Here is a 16,527-nt window from a genome sequence, read left to right on the forward strand (position 1 = left end):
TGCGGTGCAGCACATAAGCTGATGAATGATGGTGACTACTGAATTTTTAGCCAAGGGTTGAAAAACTATCTTCTATCAATTAGCGTCCAATATTTTTCACTTTGAAAAATTTGCAACAGAACCCTGTTCAGTTATTCATAGGCTTTGATTTTCAAAAGCTGCTCTACAGTGACAATTTTATAGCCATTTTGTTTCGCAAAATTAAGCGTTTGTTTTAATACCTGGAGGGTTTTATCCGAACGATCATGAAACAGAATAATCGCGCCCGGTTTTATTTGCGTTTGTACGCGCCGGGTGATGAATTGCTCGGAGGCGGCCGTTGTATCGAACGAGCGGATGCTCCAGCCGATGACGCTGTAATTCAACTCCTTTGAGGCTTGCGCAAGTTTGGGTGTGGTGACGCCATAGGGCGGCCGAAATAACCTCATACGTTTGCCTATGATATTGAAGACACTCTCTGCAGTCTGGTTTAGTTCATCCTTAAAGCCTTGCAAGCTATTAAAATCCATAAAAAAAGAATGCGTATAGCTGTGGTTTCCAATACTGTGCCCGTCTGAATCTATCTGTTGCAAAAGGGCTTCATTGCCCTGAATGTTTTTTCCGATCACAAAAAAAGTTGCCGCTGCTGCGTACTGAGCCAATATCGAGAGCACCTGTGGGGTGTACTCCCGGTTAGGACCATCGTCAAACGACAGCGCAATGACTTTTTCTGACGTATTGGCATGACAATGGGCTTGAACATGAAAGTTGGAGTCAATGATTACCGAACCATAAGTGACTGATGCCAGATAAACGATGACCGGCACTCCCAGCCACTCTGGACTGATTCCAAAAAACGCAGTCAACAAACCCATAATGCTGATCGCGATGAAGAAACTGTTGCGGATCGATTTAAATGTCACAGGAAATCAATGAAGTGGGTGGTGGTATTTTTGTTATTCATCATCCTGCGAAACACGCCAAAAATCGAAAAAGTTGAACCATTGTAGCGGCTCTTTTAAACAGTAAGTCTGCAAACGTTCCGCATAGCGCTGGGTTATTTGCTGTATGGCTTGCTCGCGCGTTTTTCTGTGGAAGTTCAGCATGTCACTAAAATGGTCGAAATAAATCACATGCTTGCCCTGCTGTTTGAGACAAAACACGGTATAAATCGGACATTTCAGCAAGCCGGCCAGGATGAACGGTCCTTGTGGCATCAACGCTTCGCCCCCCAGAAAGTTAACCTTGGTGACATGCTGCCGGCTGCCCGGCAGCGATCTGTCGGCGGCGATAATGACGAGTTCACCCCCCTCAATTTTATCCTTCAACAACATGGACGTAGCCGCGGTAATTTCAGTGACCTGAATCAGATTTAACTGGCTGTTATCACTGGTCTGCTTTAATAGCCGATTAAATTTTTGGGCATGTTTGTTGTGGATTAACACATTAATGTGTAGCGTTTTATCGAAATCCGCAATCACGCGACAAACTTCAAGATTACCGAGATGAGAGCCCAGCAATACAACGCCCTGCCCTTTGCGGATTTCAGATATTATTTCATTTCGACCATGATACTGCACATCAGCCCGCGTAAGAGCCCCGGACCAGGCGGCGAGTTTGTCAATGATGGCATTGGCAAAACTGATAAAGTGTCTGAAGCTCCAGAGGAAACTGCCGCTCAGTTTTAATGACGGCGCAAAAACCGCCAGTCTGTTCAGATAAGTCTGACTGGCCCGCCTGGCCTGCCGGTTAATGAGCCAGTAATAAATCACGACCGGGTATAAAAACAGTTGCAGAACCGTGCGACCACACAGCAGATAGATGCGCAACAGAAGCCTCATGCCCCAAATCACGCCACCCTCCTCCATTTGCGTCCAATGCAGTGTTTTTTTCATCGCCAGTGTCTTAAGAGTAATTGCGGAATCCGTATCAACATGCCAAAAAACAATTTGGCATGCGTTTTTGCAATCATGACATTATCACGCCATAACTTGAAATGTGACACACCATCGTAAGGGTAATGTACGGCTGTCGGTATATTGATGGCCTCGACGCCCTGCCAGTATAGACGCACGACAATGTCTACATCATAATTCATGCCTTGGCCGATGGGTGTCGTGCGGATTAATTTGTCTACGGCGGCCAGCGGATAGAGTCGAAAACCGCACATGCCGTCGGCGATTGCCAAGGACAAGGTGTTTATCACTATACACAGATTCGTTAAAGAGTGCCCGTACATCCGGCTTATAGGGACGGATTCATCGAAAACAGGTTGGCCTAAAATCATTGCCTCCGGGTTGAGCCTGCCGGCTTCAAGAAAGCGCGGAATATCATCGATATTATGCTGCCCATCGGCGTCGATTTGTAGCGCATGCGTGTATCCCAGCCGAATGGCGGTATTGAAACCATCAATAACCGCCGCGCCTTTGCCGCCATTTTCCGCCCGGTTTAACAGGGTAAGCCAGCCTGATTCCTGCCGGGCGCAGGCTTCCAGCACCTCTGAGCATGCGGCTGAACTGCCGTCATTCACCAGCAGGCAGTAAATGCCGTATCCTTTTAATCTGGATATAACCCGAGGAATCGCATGTTCATGATTATAAACAGGGATGATGATGCAGGTTCTCATGCGTGTTCTCGAAAGTGGGTTGCGTAAATGCATTAACCCTGTACTGATTTGATGTAATCGGCCAACGTCGAAACGGAAGCAAAAATCTTCTTCACATCCTCTTTTTCAGTATCAATTTTTACATTGTATTTTTTACGGATAGCCAAACCTAGTTCAAGAGCATCGATGGAATCCAAACCCAGGCCCTCATTAAACAGGGCATCATGACTATCAATATCGGCTACGCTAATATCTTCCAGCTCCAGTACATCAATAATTAATTGTTTTAATTCATTTTCCATACGATTTATAGACCTCTCTGCTGAGTAAAATAATCTTCTAAAAACTGATTAAAGCGCCGCGCAGCAATTGATTTAGGCTTAATTGTTATAAATTCATCCAGCGCAATATCCTCGCCGACATCCATGGTGAAATGAAATCGTCGGCAAGGAATTTGATACCATGGCTCTGCTTTTGTTAAGGTGCTGGGATAACAGGACAGCGTGACAGGCGTTACTATCTTGTTGGCCTCTAAGGCTATGGTAGCGGCTCCCCGCTGAAAACGACACGATTTGCCCGGCACCGAGCGCGTTCCTTCCGGAAAAATAATCAGGGTTCCGCCAGACTTCAACCACTCTACACACTCGGTGATCATTTTTTTAGGATCGCCGTTACTAATATAGCCGGCATTTAAAATAGGCCCGCGCATGAAAGGATTGCGCCACAAACTTTCTTTGACAATGCAGTTTGCCTGTTTAATCCGGCTAATTAAAAACAAAATATCTATCAAGGTTGGATGATTGGCAATGATCATTTGTCCCGGACGGTTAAGCTTCTCCAGGTTTTTGATTTCGTAAGTCATGAGACCGAGTCTGTGCATCAATCCGATGAACACATAAGCGCCGTAATGCACAACGCGCTGTCCCCGGCTTATTCGCTGCAAGCGATTGCCGGGCAAAACGGATAGCACCGGAAAAACCAGAAACCTCAATAACAAACCGATCAGACCGAAACTGAAAAAGCTGAAACCTGTAGCCAAAAGACGCCACCCGTATGTTAGCTTTTGGATTATTTTTTGTGCCATGTTCAGCTATACCTCTGATTGCCCAAACGCAACGATCGCTCTTCAGCAAGAAGAATCCGCTAAGAGAACAGCGATTTTAAAGGATTCTCGTCATCACGATACCGCCACTTCCAATACAAATAATATATCTATTGGGGAATACTGCAAGCGCTGCACTTGCCCGAAAATGGTTTCTTGACAAGATTATAATAAGCGTCGTACAATTTAATTGGAGTATTACGATTATAATACCCGCAAAGCACGACATTGGTGTATGAGCCCATTGAATTTCCTATCCAAAATAAGGAGAGCGACAATGAACTATGAACAAAGCGAAGAAGTACGCAAAGAACGATTTGCAGATAAACACAGTCTTGAATACGCAGATACTCCGATAGTAAAACGAAAAAATGTAGCCATGAGGACAGGGTCGGCGCTAGGCGTGGCGATCCTGGCGGCCAGCCTGAGCGGGTGCATGATCGTCGATTCGCCGATTAAGGGCATGCTGGGTACCGAGGTTATCTGGGGCGATATAGCGACCGGAGAAGCCGGTTCTGGCACCCCCGGTGTGACGAAGGAAGGCAAAGCCTGTGCGGAGTCCATCCTGGGCTTGCTGGCGCGCGGCGATGCCAGTGTTCGCGCGGCAAAGCAAAACGGAAATATCACGGAGGTCACTACAGTGGATCACTCGGCGAGGAATTTCTTAAATATCGTCGGCGAATGGTGCACGATAGTAAAAGGCCGCTAGGCGATCTATCGTTCGACCTAAAACCGGGGTCACCCATAAGATTAACCTGCTCTGTAAGATTAGCCTGCTCTGTCGCATTAACCGAAAAAAAGCATAATTTGTACCAGCGAATCAAGCCGAATGCTATTTTCACCAAAGCTTGCTTTGGGCACCTCAGCCCAAAGCAAGCGGTGAAAAATTTCGCGACACTTAATGTCCTCGACTACCCCAGCCGTTCTGTCGCATTATCCGAAAGACATTTGATTTTTTGCAATGATCATTTGACCTTTGCGAATCATGCGCATCAGTTTCGATACCAGTCACACATGCAGTGGCTACACTAGAAATTGACGGAAAAAACGAAGAGGCGCCCGCCGGATTGAAAGTCACCGAGGCTATTTTGGCGGTCGTTTATAAGACAGGAAAAAAGCACTGCGCGGATTTCACCGAAAACATCGGGATCGTTTTCGATGAAATCCGCGCTGAAATTCCGTGCATCCTCTCAAGACGGATGTTTTCGGGAAGTTATTTTTGACGAAATCCTTCGCGTATGTTGGCGACGCTAGACCCTTCGGCCTTGAATCACACGCAGCACGATTATGATGATCGCGATAACCAATAGTATGTGAATGAACCCGCCTAGTGTATACGAGGAAACCAAACCCAGCAGCCAGAGGATAATTAGTAGGACCACTAATGTTTCAAGCATGTGTGCTTCTCCGTAAGAGGCCGTCAATTGACGGCGTTATGAACCACAGATAAGAACATAAACCACACCGCGCTTTAACGGTTAGGTTAGCTCGTGTTCCGCTCCTGTGAGAAAGTTATTTGAGAGCATCTTGTTGCAGCAGTGCAGGCCAACCTATCCTGACTCGCCTGCACTGCTCAACAGTCACCGTTTCAGTCGTCTTTATTAATGGCATCCTTAATATCCTCCTTGAGATCGGCAAGGCCCGCCCGGGCCTTACCGACGTTCTTTTGGACATTGCCTTCTATTTCCATACCTTTGTCGTCCAGTAACACCCCGGCGGCTTCCTTGACTTTACCTTTGGCTTCTTCGACTCGGCCTTTCACTTGTTCTTTGCTCATGTCTGTCTCCTGATGATTGTTAGCCATGACCACATGGTCATAACTTGAGTGTTGAATGATGTTTTCCATCGATCAGATAATATGGTACTCCTTCATCCGTTCAGGGTCGGTTCGTCAGCAAACATAGGCCAGGGTTTTTCATCATGAACGCGGTTTTCCTATAGGCGGGATTCATCGCAGCGATGCGAATATACCTAACTTCGAGATATATCGCCGATAGTGATGTTATGTGCAGTGCCGTACCGACTCTATATGGTGAGTTAGTTAAACTGTTTTTGTGTTCTTGAAACATCGCACCGTATCAAGTAAATCTCGAAATTTACCGGAATACCGGACATTTGAAAAAATTAGGAGGATAGTATGAAAACATTCATTTCCATTGCGGTTGTGTCTTTTTTGAGTGCGGCATTCATGGGTAGCTCCTTTGCGGGTGGCGTCCAAGAGAAGCAACAGCAGCTTCAGGAGAAACAACAGGAGGTAAAAGAAAAGCAGCATGAACTCAAGGAAGAGCGCCAAAAGGAATCGGTAGAGCGTACCGAGGAGGCCAACAAGTCGATGCAGCAAGTGAGTCGCGCCAGCAAGATCATCGGTACCAAAGTGAAAAATCCCAACGGGGAGAACCTCGGCGACATCAAGGACTTGGTGATCGATCCGGAGAGTGGCCAAGTGGTCTACGGAGTTGTTTCCTTCGGCGGTGTATTGGGCATGGGGGATAAACTGTTTGCCATTCCATGGGACGGGCTAAGTTGGAATCGTGATAAGCAGTATTACGTCCTCGATCTGGATAAAGAGACCTTAAAAAAGGCCCCCGGTTTTGATAAGAAGCACTGGCCAGACACATCAAATAAATGGCAACGGTTGCGTGAAGAGATTAATCAATTTCCTTTCTATCACCCCAAGGGTTGACGGAAAGGTCGGCTAGCATTAGCGATCTTTGGAATGGCGTTGCAATAATTATGAACTTAACGGAGAACAGAAATGAGCTGGAATCGTATAGAAGGCAATTGGAAACAAATCAAGGGTAAGGTTAAGGAAACATGGGGTGATTTGACCGATGACGAACTCGACCAAATCGCCGGTAAGCGCGATATACTCCTCGGCAAGATACAAGAGAAATACGGAATCGCGCAAGACGAAGCCGATAGGCGGATCAAGGAATTCGAGAAGTCTCTCGATTGATCGTTTGTTTTCTGTCCACTAAACAACCACCCGCTAAAGCGGGTGGTTGTTTAGTATCGAGTGCGTAAAACACCACGCCGACGGAGTAAAATAAACCTCCCGTAAGAAGGCAATAAAAGCCCGACATTGGCAAGACTCGCAACAAAGGCTTGAATGCAATTACGATCAGCCATCCCATCACGAGATAAATGGACACTTGGGTCGAGTTTTGACAGAACGGCCTTGCCTTGACCATTTGAGTCATGATAAAGCGCCGCGAATACATAAACCAAGATGAGAGGGTAACCCGGTAGATACTACGGCTGCCAAACAACACAGCCAAGAGTTACTCCCCTAATAAAACTTTAGGGAAGTACCTCGTTGAGATCAAAACTACCTTTTACCAATGTAAATCTGTGGAATTCCACTGAAAACGCCGAATACACTCAGCAGCCACAGCACCACCGCAATAATGACTACGATGTTCAAGATCTGCTTGACACGCGCATCCATTGGAATGTAGCTGTTGACCACCCACAGCAGAATGCCGACGACGACGAGGGCCACCACCACCGAAAGCAATACCGGCGGAATTGCGCTCATGACACCAAATATGTTCAGCAGCCATAGCACCACCGCGATAATCACCACGAGGTTCAGGATCTGCTTGATTCGTGACTCCATCGGGATGTAGGTATTGACCAGCCACAACAGCAAACCGACGACGATCAGGCTCACCACTACCGAAACCAACCCCATAGGCAGTACGCCCAAAACGCCGAACGCACTCAGCAGCCACAGCACCACCGCGATGATCACCACGATGTTCAGTATCTGCTTGATGCGGCCATCCATCGGGATATAGTTGTTGACCAGCCACAGCAGCACGCCGACAACGATAAGTACGACTACAAGCGAAATTAAGTCCATGGCCTTGCTCCTAAAATTAAATCAAATGATTGATGTAAAAAACCATTACTAACCGAATATTATCAACTCAATATCGGCATCGCCCTCCATGCTAAAGAGTGACCCAACGTAAAACACACTAGGTCAGTCCCAAAAGCGTTAACCAAGCACCACACGCACCCGATGCAGTCGTCCGTCATCCTGTAAGGTAATGCTATTGCCGTTTGGCTGGCGTTCTCCGTCGAGTTCTATTGTGACCACACCGCGTGTCACTTCGTTAGGGTTCTCAACCGCGATTTCATAGCGCGTATTTTCGTGCTGATAAGAAATGCTGAAACTGCGCCAAGCCCTGGGAATACAGGGATCAAAGACCAATTGGTCGGCGCGGACCTGTAAGCCCAAGACCCATTCGATGCCGGCACGGTAATACCAACCCGCAGCCCCCGTGTACCAGGTCCAGCCGCCACGCCGAACGTGCGGTGGCTCGGCATAGATGTCCGCCGCCAGCACATATGGCTCGACCTTATAGGCGTAAACGCCGGTGCGGGTGGCCGTGCGCTTGATCGGATTGAGCATATGCAGCAGTTCCGCGGCTTGATCGCCGTCACCGAGCATGGCATAGGCGATGACGGACCAGATCGCCGCGTGGGTATACTGCCCGCCGTTCTCCCGCACGCCTGGAGGATAGCTTTTGATATAACCGGGATCACGCTCGGTCTTGTCGAAAGGCGGTGTGAACAGCAACACCAGATCGTCGCCGTAGCGAACAAGATATTCCCGTACCGAATTCATCGCCCGCTGCGCGCGTTCGGCCTCGGCGGCACCGGAAATGACACCCCAGCTCTGCGCAATCGAATCGATGCGGCACTCGGCGTTGGCAGCAGAACCCAAGGGGCTGCCGTCATCGAAAAAGGCGCGCCGGTACCATGCCCCATCCCAGCCTTCCGCCTCCACGGCGGCTTTCAGTTGGTTAGCGTGCTCGCGCCAGCGGCTGGCCCGCTCCTGCTCGCCCCTGCCCTCCGCCACATGGGCGAATTCGGACAGCGTGGCGAGCAGAAACCAGGCCATCCAGACACTCTCGCCCTTGCCCTGGTTGCCGACCCGATTCATACCGTCATTCCAGTCGCCGCTCCCCATCAGGGGTAGACCGTGCCCCCCCGTTTTCAGGCTTAGGTCGAGCGCACGCGCGCAATGTTCGAAAAGGGTCGCGTGCTGCATCGACTGGGTCGGTTCGTAATAGGCGTCATCCTGTTCCGGCTCAAGCTGAGGCCCCTCCAGAAACGGCACGTCCTCCTCGAGCACGCCGGCATCGCCGCTTACCCTCACATAGTGGGAGACGACATAGGGCAACCAAACCCGGTCGTCGGAAAAATGGGTACGCACGCCGCGGCCAGTGGGTGGATGCCACCAATGCTGCACATCCCCCTCGACAAACTGGCGCGATGCGGCGTGAAGGATGTGGGAGCGGGCCAGATCGGGCCGGGCGACCGCCAATGCCATGCAGTCCTGCAGCTGATCGCGAAAACCGAATGCCCCACCCACCTGATAGAACGCGGCCCTAGCCCACATCCGGCAACTCAGGGATTGATACAGCAGCCAGCGGTTCAGCAAGAGATCGAGCTCCCGGTCCGGCGTTTTCACCTGAACCTTGGCAAGCACTTGCTCCCACGCCTGCTTCACCTGGGCAAACGTTGTGGCTACCTTGGTTTCCCGGTAGCGCTGGACCAACTCGCGGGCATGGGCACGATCTTTGCCTTGTCCCAACAGGAAAACAATCTCGGCCCGCCCGTTGGGCTCGAGTTCGATGACTGTCTTCAGCGCCGCGCAAGGATCCAACCCTGCACCAACGCGTTTTTTCAGCGCCTTGGGGCTCAGCAAGCCTACCGGTGCATCCAGGCTGCCGTTAGGGCCAATGAACTCAGTCCGATTTGCAGTCCACCCGGTTTGCCGTCCAGCGAGATCGGCGAAAGCGATACGCTCGCCGAATTCCATGTCCCAGGGATTGACCGCAAACATGGCCCCGGTTTCCGGATCCATCTCGGTGATAACGTGAGATGCGGTCACCGTGCGCGAAGAGCCGAGCACCCACTCCACGTAAGCCGCAACCGTCAGACGGCGGGTTCGCCCCGAAACATTCGTCAAGGTCAAAGACGAAATCTTGACCGGATCGTCCGGGCTGACGAATTGCAGCAAGTCGCTATGTATCCCATGGGAGGCATGCTCGAAACGACTATAGCCCTGCCCATGGCGAATCACATAACTCGTATTATCGACCCTGATCGGCAGAGCGGTCGGGCTCCACAATTCATTCGTTTCATCGTCACGCAAATAGAAAACTTCGCCGGGCGGATCGCTGACCGGGTCGTTCGACCAGGGCGTCAACTGGTTTTCGCGGCTGTTACCGCACCAGGTGCAGCCGCTGCCCAACTCCGACACCGTAAAGCCAAATTCGGCATTGGCGATCACATTGATCCAGGGGGCTGGCGTCCACTGTCCTTTATCGAGCACGATCACGTATTCGCGCCCGTCTTCGACAAAACCACCGAGCCCGTTAAAAAATTCGAGCGGAGGGAGAGACAACGGTAGCGAATCCATTCCGGGAGTGGTCAACGCTTTCGGCGCAACGAAAGCTGCCGCCGGCCGCTGGTGTCTCAACAGTTGTTCGGCCAATGTGCCGCGATTGCTGGCCAGCACCGCGCGCGCGACCGTTTGCAGCATACGCCGTTCTTCGACCGAGAGCTGGTCGCCACGCAAGACAAAAATAGCACCCTGAATTTTATGTTCTTGATGAAACCAAAGCGCCTGTTTTTCCCGCACCATGCCCTCCAGCAAAGTCTGCAGGTCTCCAGCGTAAGAAAACTCTTTTTCATTCAAAATAACGACGTCAGCGGCGAGGCCTTTCATGCGCCAGTACTCGTGGGCGCGCAGTAATTGTTCGACGAGGATTCGATCTTCCGGTTCTGATATGCGCAGCAACACGATCGGGCGATCGCCCGAGATGCCATGCCGCCATAGCGAGGTGACATTCAACGTATTCAGCTGCATCATCCTGCCGGTTGGCCGAAGCGAGGGATCGGCGTAGACCAAGCGGTTGGCCAGATCCTGAAATAGCTGGGCTTCGTCGGGCTTGGTACGCAAATAATGCAGTTGCACATGGGCGTGAGTCCACGCCAGGGAAGACACGCGGTCGAACGCCGCCGCGTTGTGATATTTGTCGGCCAGCTCCTCCAGCGCCTGGCGTGACGCGGCGACCAGGGTAGTGAACGTGACGTGTTCGGTTGCGCCTGCCGCGATGCGAATCCGCGTGCGCAAACTGAAAATCGGATCGAGAACCGAGCCGACCGTGTTGGTCAACGGGCGCCCATCCATCACCGCGATCGGCTCCCGCAGCGTATGCCCACGCCCGATAAAACGGGCCCGGTCGGTTTCGTATTGGAGACCGTCTTCGGCTCCGACACAGGCCAACACATGCGCCGCCCAGAGGTTCGGGTCTCCGTCCGCACGCTGGCGCCGCCGTGCTATCAGCGCACAGGCCTGGGGAAAATATTCGGTCCGGACGAACAGGTTGGAAAAAGCCGGATGCGCGATGTCGGCCGGCAAGGGTGCGAGTACGATCTCCGCGTAAGACGTGATCTCGATTTCCCGAGCCTGCATCCCGTTATTGGTCAGACTCAGGCGGCGGATTTCCGCATCATCCTCGGGCGAAACGAGGATCTCCAGCGTGCTGACCATGCTGCCGTCCGTGCGGCTGATACGGGCGCGATCTTCGGCAAAAACCACCTCGTAGTCAGCGGGCGCCATCGTCGTCGGTTGATACCCGGCGGACCATACCTGGCCGGTTTCAATATCGCGCAGATAGATATAATTCCCCCAGGCATCCCGCGTCACGTCTTCGCGCCAGCGTGTTACGGCCAAATTCTGGCAAAGGCTGTAACCCGATCCGGCGGCAGTGATCATCACCGCGTAACGGCCGTTGGAGAGCAAGTGCGAGGAAGGGACCAACGATGTGGGCGAAGGTACGCGCCGAACGGGTGGCTGTGCCGATTCCTTGACTTCGGGAAGGTCCTGGAGGAATGGCAGGCAGAGGGCATCCGCGCCGCGCGGGATGCGTTCCTGCAGTAACAATTCGGCCGACTGGATCAACGGTGCCTGATGGAAGCGATGGCGCATTCTACCGTCATGGACTGCATTAGAGAAGGCCACCAAGGACATGCCCTGGTGGTGGGCCATATAACACCGCACCATCGCCATCCGCTGCCCACTTGCAAGCCGGATCGGGGTGAAATCCAGCGCTTCATAGAAGCCGAAGGGACCTAATGCGCCTTCCTTTTCCAGGCGCTGGAAGTTTTCCACGGCGGCATGCGGCAGGTACATTGAAGCCAAAGCCGTCGCGTAAGGGGCAATGACCAGATCTTCACCGAGCCCTCGCTTCATCCCCAAGCCGGGTACGCCAAAAGCGGAATACTGATAGGTGAAGAAAAGATCGCGTACATTGAAAGCTGACTCGGAAACCCCCCACGGCACGCCGCGTTCTTTACCATATTCGATCTGTCGCTTCACGACCAGCCGGCAGGTCTGATCGAGCAAACTGTAACGCGGCGTATAGGTCACCAGAGAAGGCATCAGATATTCGAACATCGATCCCGACCACGACAACAGCACGGTACCATGCGCCGCACGTGTCACCCTGCGCCCAAGATGGAACCAGTGCAGGCTCGGCACATCACGCTTGGCGATCGCGATAAAACTGGAGAGGCGCGCCTCGGAGGCCAATAAATCGTAATAGCTGTCATCGAGAGCCCCTTCCGTCACCCGATAACCCAGCGCAAACATATGCCGCACCTCATCATAGAGGAAGCGGAAGTCCATTTCGTGGAATAAGGCATCCAATTGTGCAGCCATGGCTTCCAGACGCTTCGTGAGCACTTCGGCCTGCTCTCCGGCGCGCCGCAGCATCATCGACAGAGTTTCCGGATCACCAGACAAAGCCAAGGGCTCTTGTGGCAATGCCTCAAGGTGAGCCAAAGCCAATGCATAGCTGTCGCCTAAGTCACACAGGTGAGTATCGAGACTCAACTCTTTCCGAAACGCCTCAAGCTGAAGGCCTTGCTCCTCCGTTTCAGCCCAAGCGTCCAGCTGACCCGCAAAATGGATCCAGGGAACCAGGCACTCCACATCACGTACATGAGAACGGATGTCATCGCGCAGCAGCGTAACCCACGCGAGCACTTCACTGTCGCCGGAATCGCCCCGTTCATCGGCATAGGCGCTTGCCAGATCCTGTAGCGTGTCAACGCAGCCCGTCAACCGCCCCCACAGTCGACTCCATTCTTCGTAGTCTATAGGCTGGCTCCCCAAAAGCTCTCCAAGAACGACGCCTTTTTGCCGCAGCTCTTTCAGACTCACGGTCAGCGTACGCCGGTCATCGGTGATGATGGCGAGCGAATCCATGAGTAGTCGATGAGTATCCGAAAGGCCTATCAACGCCGTGGAGAATGAAAGCGGTCGCCTCAACGTTTCCCGGCATGCCTGGGCCAGCGCAAGTAAATGCCCAGCCAGATTGCCGCTGTCAACGGTCGAAACATAGCGGGGTTCCAGCATGTGCAGATCGCGGGTATCGTACCAATTGTAAAAATGGCCGTGCAGGCGCGGCAGCGCGATCAGTGTCTTCAGTGTATCTTCGAGTCGGTCTACGGTATCACTCAAGCCTATCCAGCCGAAATCCCGGGCGCTTACCACTGACAACAGATACAGACCGAAATTGGTAGGCGAACTGCGATGGGCGATAACAGGTTGCGGGGTTTCCTGAAAATTATCGGGCGGTAAATAGTGTTCCTCCTGGGTCACGAAGGTCGTGAAAAAGCGCCATATACGCCTTCCGATCAAGCGAAGTTGAACGTTATCCTCGGGCTGTAGCGTTTCAGCCAGATCCAGTCTGGGCGGAAGGCTCAATGCGCGGGCGATGACTGGCGCCAGCCACCACAATAACAGGAAGGGTGTAGCAAACCTGATGCCCGCCGGATTGAAAAGCACTACTACGACACTGGAGGCAATGGCGACCGTAGACGAGATGCTCAGGGGCCGAATCAGATTCTTCATCGTATGACTTGCCGCTGCCTTTGCCTGCAGGGCCGTGGTCCATGTCAGCAATCGACGCCGGGTAATGAACAGCCGCACTAAGGTTCTGACGATGGCGTCCGTCATCTGCCAGGCGTGCTGGGCAAGTAAGGTCAGCTCCACCAGACTGCTGCCAAATCCCCATAACATATTCTCACCCGTTGCGCGTAGATGAGTAACGAGCGAAGTGCCTCGACGGGGCAACATAAATCCACTTGTGATAGACAGGATGGCGGGAAAAGCCAATGCCGTCAGGACGAAACCCATTAGGATCCCTTGCGGTGCATTCGGTATAGCCCAGGTTGCGACCAGTGCGGAGAAGGTTGCTGGGGCCGATAGGGATCGGCGCAAATTGTCTAGCATCTTCCAGCGCCCGATCATGGGCATATCCTTGCCGCGAGGCCCGAAAATCCAGGGTAATAGCTGCCAATCGCCACGCGCCCAGCGGTGCTGCCGCGATGCCGCCACCTCTGCATGGGAAGGAAATTCTTCAAAAAACTCGATATCGCTCACCAGCGCGCAACGCGCAAATACGCTCTCGAACAAGTCATGACTGAGCTGGGTGTTTTCCGGCACGCGCCCAGCCAGAACGGCTTCAAACGCATCCACATCATATAAGCCCTTGCCGCTGTAAGTGCCCAGTCCGAATAGATCCTGATAAAGTTCGGATACCGTACTGGCGTAAGCGTCGGTGCCCGAGCTGCCGGCAAAAATCCGGTGAAACATCGAACGTTCCTGCCGCTGCGGCAGGGTTGCCGTCACGCGAGGCTGGATAATGCTGTAGCCATCCACGGCACACTGGGTTCTCGGATCGATCGCCGGTCGGTTCAGCGGATGGGCGGCCACTCCCACCAATTGTGATACAACGCCCATGGGCAACTTGGTGTCGGCATCGAGGGTAAGCACATAACGAACACCGGGGGGCGCGGCCGCTGGCTTGCCATCGATCGGCAGAAAAGACGTATCGACAGCGCCGCGCAACAAGCGGTTAAACTCGTGCAGCTTGCCGCGCTTGCGTTCCCAGCCCATCCACTTGCCTTCGGATGGATTCCACAAACGTTTGCGGTGAAACACAAAGAAGCGTTGGTCTCCATACCTGGCGTTGAGCGCCGCCACCCCGGCAGTGGCTATGCTCAGCAGCCGGGCATCGTTCGGCATCGTTTCTCGCTCCGCATCGCTCCAATCCGACAACAAGGCAAAGCGCAATTGGCCGTTAGGATTGGACAGATAGCGAATCTCCATTTGCTCGAGCTGCTCCTTTACCCCGGTCTCGGTCACGAACATTGTCGGCACGACGACGAACGTACTCAGCGCCTCGGGCACGCCGCCCTTCAGTTCGAGCCGTGGCAGGTGGCTCGGTGGAAGGCCTGCAATAATGAGCCGGTTAACGAGGCCGACCGCGATATCCGATGCGGGAAACACACCGAATAAGGCAAGCAGGAACAATTGAAATCCGCCGACCCCTGCCGCTATACATGAGTTCAAGGGAAGCGCGAGCAACAGCCCTGTCAACATGGCAAGACTAGCCGCATAAGCGAGCCCGGCATAAGCGACATAAGCGCGCAGCAGCCATTGCTTGAAAGAAGGTCGAAAATCGACTTCCTTTTCGAACGCATAGCGGCCGGCGCCGATCAAGTAATAGCCCGGATCCAGCTGTCGTGCGTCGGTTGAGTCTTGTTCACTGGCGCGTTGAACTTTGTCTATCACCCGGCTAGCTATCCCCACCTCCGCATGCGGAGAGCGTTTGGCGAGATCTTCGATGGCGTGGCGATAACGGTCGCGTGTCAGAAAATCCATTGCCCCATAGCCGTCATGAGCGCGCAGGCGCTCGTCCACCAGGCTCGCATCCTCGACGAACTGGGGCCATTCGAATGCGGAAATAGCGCGCATGCTGAGGATGATGTTGCGGACCGTCAGGTTATCGGCGATCTGGTCGGCGTGTTCGCGATGCACGATTTCATCCAGACTGACACCTTGCTCGCTAAGCCATTCATTCAGGTAATCGAGGGAGAGCTCCGCGCCAGGATGCGGGTCATGTAATCGCTGCAAGATCTGTACGGCGTATGCCTGACGCAACGGAACGGCGGGTAATGTCGCCGCGGGGAGAGGCGATTCCAGTTTATCGGTTTGAGCGATGATTTGTTCGATCTGATCGACGAACTCGTCCGCCAGCTGGCGACCTGTTTGAGAACGCATGGTGCGAACCGCCAGACGGCGCAGATTTTCGACAAGCAACACGCGTAAAGTACTCGGGATCGCCCAGAGTTCACCGAGGGTGAGAGGATCGACGCTTTGATACGCCCGCACGAAAAGCGTCAATAACTCCGGGGCAAAGCGGCTGTCGGTATGGGCTACCAAGGCCCAGGCGATGCCGTAGACGCGGGGATAGCCCTCGAGTATGCCTTCGGCCAACTTGGGCAGCGCCCGGTAATAACTTTCAGGCAAATCGACTTGAATGTCGCTGACCTGCTCCTGGATCACATGAAAATTATCCAGTAGCCATTCCGCCGCCGGTGTGATGGCGCGTTGCTGACTTACCGCCTTGGCGACAGCTTCATAGGCATCGACCAGCACCCGGCAATTCTCGCGCACCCGCGGGATCAGTTTGCGTCCTTGCTTGCGACGGCTGACTTTTTGCGCTTGTGCTAAACTGACCGCATGCTGTTCTAGCCGTTCGGTGCTGAATAACTCGAACCGGATGGGCGCCTCATCATTCCCCGGGTGATCTATCCTAGCGTATCGCCTTTGTTCTCGCCGCTTCGCCATGGTTTTATTCTCCGAGCCTAAATAAAATTTAGCTTCCTGCCCAGCAAAGCGGATCGAGTCTTTCTCACTCTGGAATGAGGCGACTCGTATCGGCTTTGACTCAGAAAGTGAAAA

The 16,527-nt window shown here is 52.9% G+C and carries 14 protein-coding genes; 4 read left to right on the forward strand and 10 right to left on the reverse strand.

The genetic code is table 11. The features are described 5' to 3' along the window. Positions 1-131 precede the first annotated feature (131 nt). From METLA_RS0106685 to METLA_RS0106705, 5 genes are read right to left on the reverse strand one after another with little or no spacing between them, the layout of a single operon-like run. A complete protein-coding gene (locus tag METLA_RS0106685) occupies positions 132-902 on the reverse strand; it encodes a polysaccharide deacetylase family protein (protein ID WP_024297802.1) in 771 nt (256 codons plus the stop codon). Between the two features lie 33 nt (positions 903-935). Beyond that, on the reverse strand, positions 936-1,874 hold the full coding sequence (locus tag METLA_RS0106690) for a lysophospholipid acyltransferase family protein (RefSeq protein WP_024297803.1): 939 nt from the start codon (positions 1,872-1,874) through the stop codon (positions 936-938). Then, complete coding sequence (locus METLA_RS0106695) at positions 1,871-2,605, reverse strand: glycosyltransferase family 2 protein (protein ID WP_024297804.1); 735 nt, start codon at positions 2,603-2,605, stop codon at positions 1,871-1,873. Before METLA_RS0106695 ends, METLA_RS0106690 begins: the two co-directional genes overlap by 4 nt. A gap of 32 nt (positions 2,606-2,637) precedes the next feature. Beyond that, the gene (locus METLA_RS0106700; RefSeq protein WP_029646475.1) at positions 2,638-2,886 is read right to left on the reverse strand and encodes a phosphopantetheine-binding protein; all 249 of its coding nucleotides are present in this window, start codon (positions 2,884-2,886) and stop codon (positions 2,638-2,640) included. Between the two features lie 5 nt (positions 2,887-2,891). Then, the gene (locus METLA_RS0106705; protein WP_084480084.1) at positions 2,892-3,668 is read right to left on the reverse strand and encodes a lysophospholipid acyltransferase family protein; all 777 of its coding nucleotides are present in this window, start codon (positions 3,666-3,668) and stop codon (positions 2,892-2,894) included. Positions 3,669-3,963: 295 nt separating this feature from the next. Between METLA_RS0106705 and METLA_RS21870 the strand changes: the two genes are divergently transcribed. Further along, positions 3,964-4,395 (forward strand): TRL-like family protein, encoded by a 432-nt coding sequence (locus METLA_RS21870; protein ID WP_024297807.1) that lies wholly within the window; start codon positions 3,964-3,966, stop codon positions 4,393-4,395. 310 nt (positions 4,396-4,705) lie between these two features. After that, positions 4,706-4,909, forward strand: coding sequence for a hypothetical protein (locus METLA_RS0106715; protein ID WP_024297808.1), 204 nt, complete (start codon positions 4,706-4,708; stop codon positions 4,907-4,909). A gap of 27 nt (positions 4,910-4,936) precedes the next feature. On the opposite strand, the gene METLA_RS22540 is transcribed toward METLA_RS0106715, so the two are convergent. Beyond that, on the reverse strand, positions 4,937-5,083 hold the full coding sequence (locus METLA_RS22540) for a lmo0937 family membrane protein (RefSeq protein ID WP_152539398.1): 147 nt from the start codon (positions 5,081-5,083) through the stop codon (positions 4,937-4,939). Between the two features lie 191 nt (positions 5,084-5,274). After that, positions 5,275-5,463, reverse strand: coding sequence for a CsbD family protein (locus METLA_RS0106725; RefSeq protein WP_024297809.1), 189 nt, complete (start codon positions 5,461-5,463; stop codon positions 5,275-5,277). Positions 5,464-5,823: 360 nt separating this feature from the next. Here METLA_RS0106725 and METLA_RS0106730 point away from each other — a divergent pair, with 360 nt between their 5' ends. Both METLA_RS0106730 and METLA_RS0106735 read left to right on the forward strand, forming a co-directional pair. Further along, positions 5,824-6,369 carry a PRC-barrel domain-containing protein gene (locus METLA_RS0106730; RefSeq protein ID WP_024297810.1) on the forward strand — a complete coding sequence of 182 codons (546 nt, stop codon included), beginning with the start codon at positions 5,824-5,826 and terminating at the stop codon, positions 6,367-6,369. 72 nt (positions 6,370-6,441) lie between these two features. Beyond that, complete coding sequence (locus METLA_RS0106735) at positions 6,442-6,642, forward strand: CsbD family protein (RefSeq protein ID WP_024297811.1); 201 nt, start codon at positions 6,442-6,444, stop codon at positions 6,640-6,642. Here METLA_RS0106735 and METLA_RS21875 read toward each other — a convergent pair. From METLA_RS21875 to METLA_RS0106750, 3 genes are all read right to left on the reverse strand, one after another. After that, a complete protein-coding gene (locus METLA_RS21875; protein WP_084480085.1) occupies positions 6,614-6,907 on the reverse strand; it encodes a hemolysin III family protein in 294 nt (97 codons plus the stop codon). The two genes, METLA_RS0106735 and METLA_RS21875, sit on opposite strands and share 29 nt — an antisense overlap. A gap of 107 nt (positions 6,908-7,014) precedes the next feature. Then, on the reverse strand, positions 7,015-7,551 hold the full coding sequence (locus METLA_RS23485) for a Thivi_2564 family membrane protein (protein ID WP_024297812.1): 537 nt from the start codon (positions 7,549-7,551) through the stop codon (positions 7,015-7,017). A 138-nt stretch (positions 7,552-7,689) separates the two neighbouring features. Continuing rightward, on the reverse strand, positions 7,690-16,413 hold the full coding sequence (locus tag METLA_RS0106750) for a glycoside hydrolase family 94 protein (protein WP_024297813.1): 8,724 nt from the start codon (positions 16,411-16,413) through the stop codon (positions 7,690-7,692). Between the last annotated feature and the right edge of the window lie 114 nt (positions 16,414-16,527).

It is taken from the genome of Methylomicrobium lacus LW14 (genome assembly GCF_000527095.1).
GTDB classification, from domain to species: Bacteria; Pseudomonadota; Gammaproteobacteria; order Methylococcales; family Methylomonadaceae; genus Methylomicrobium; species Methylomicrobium lacus.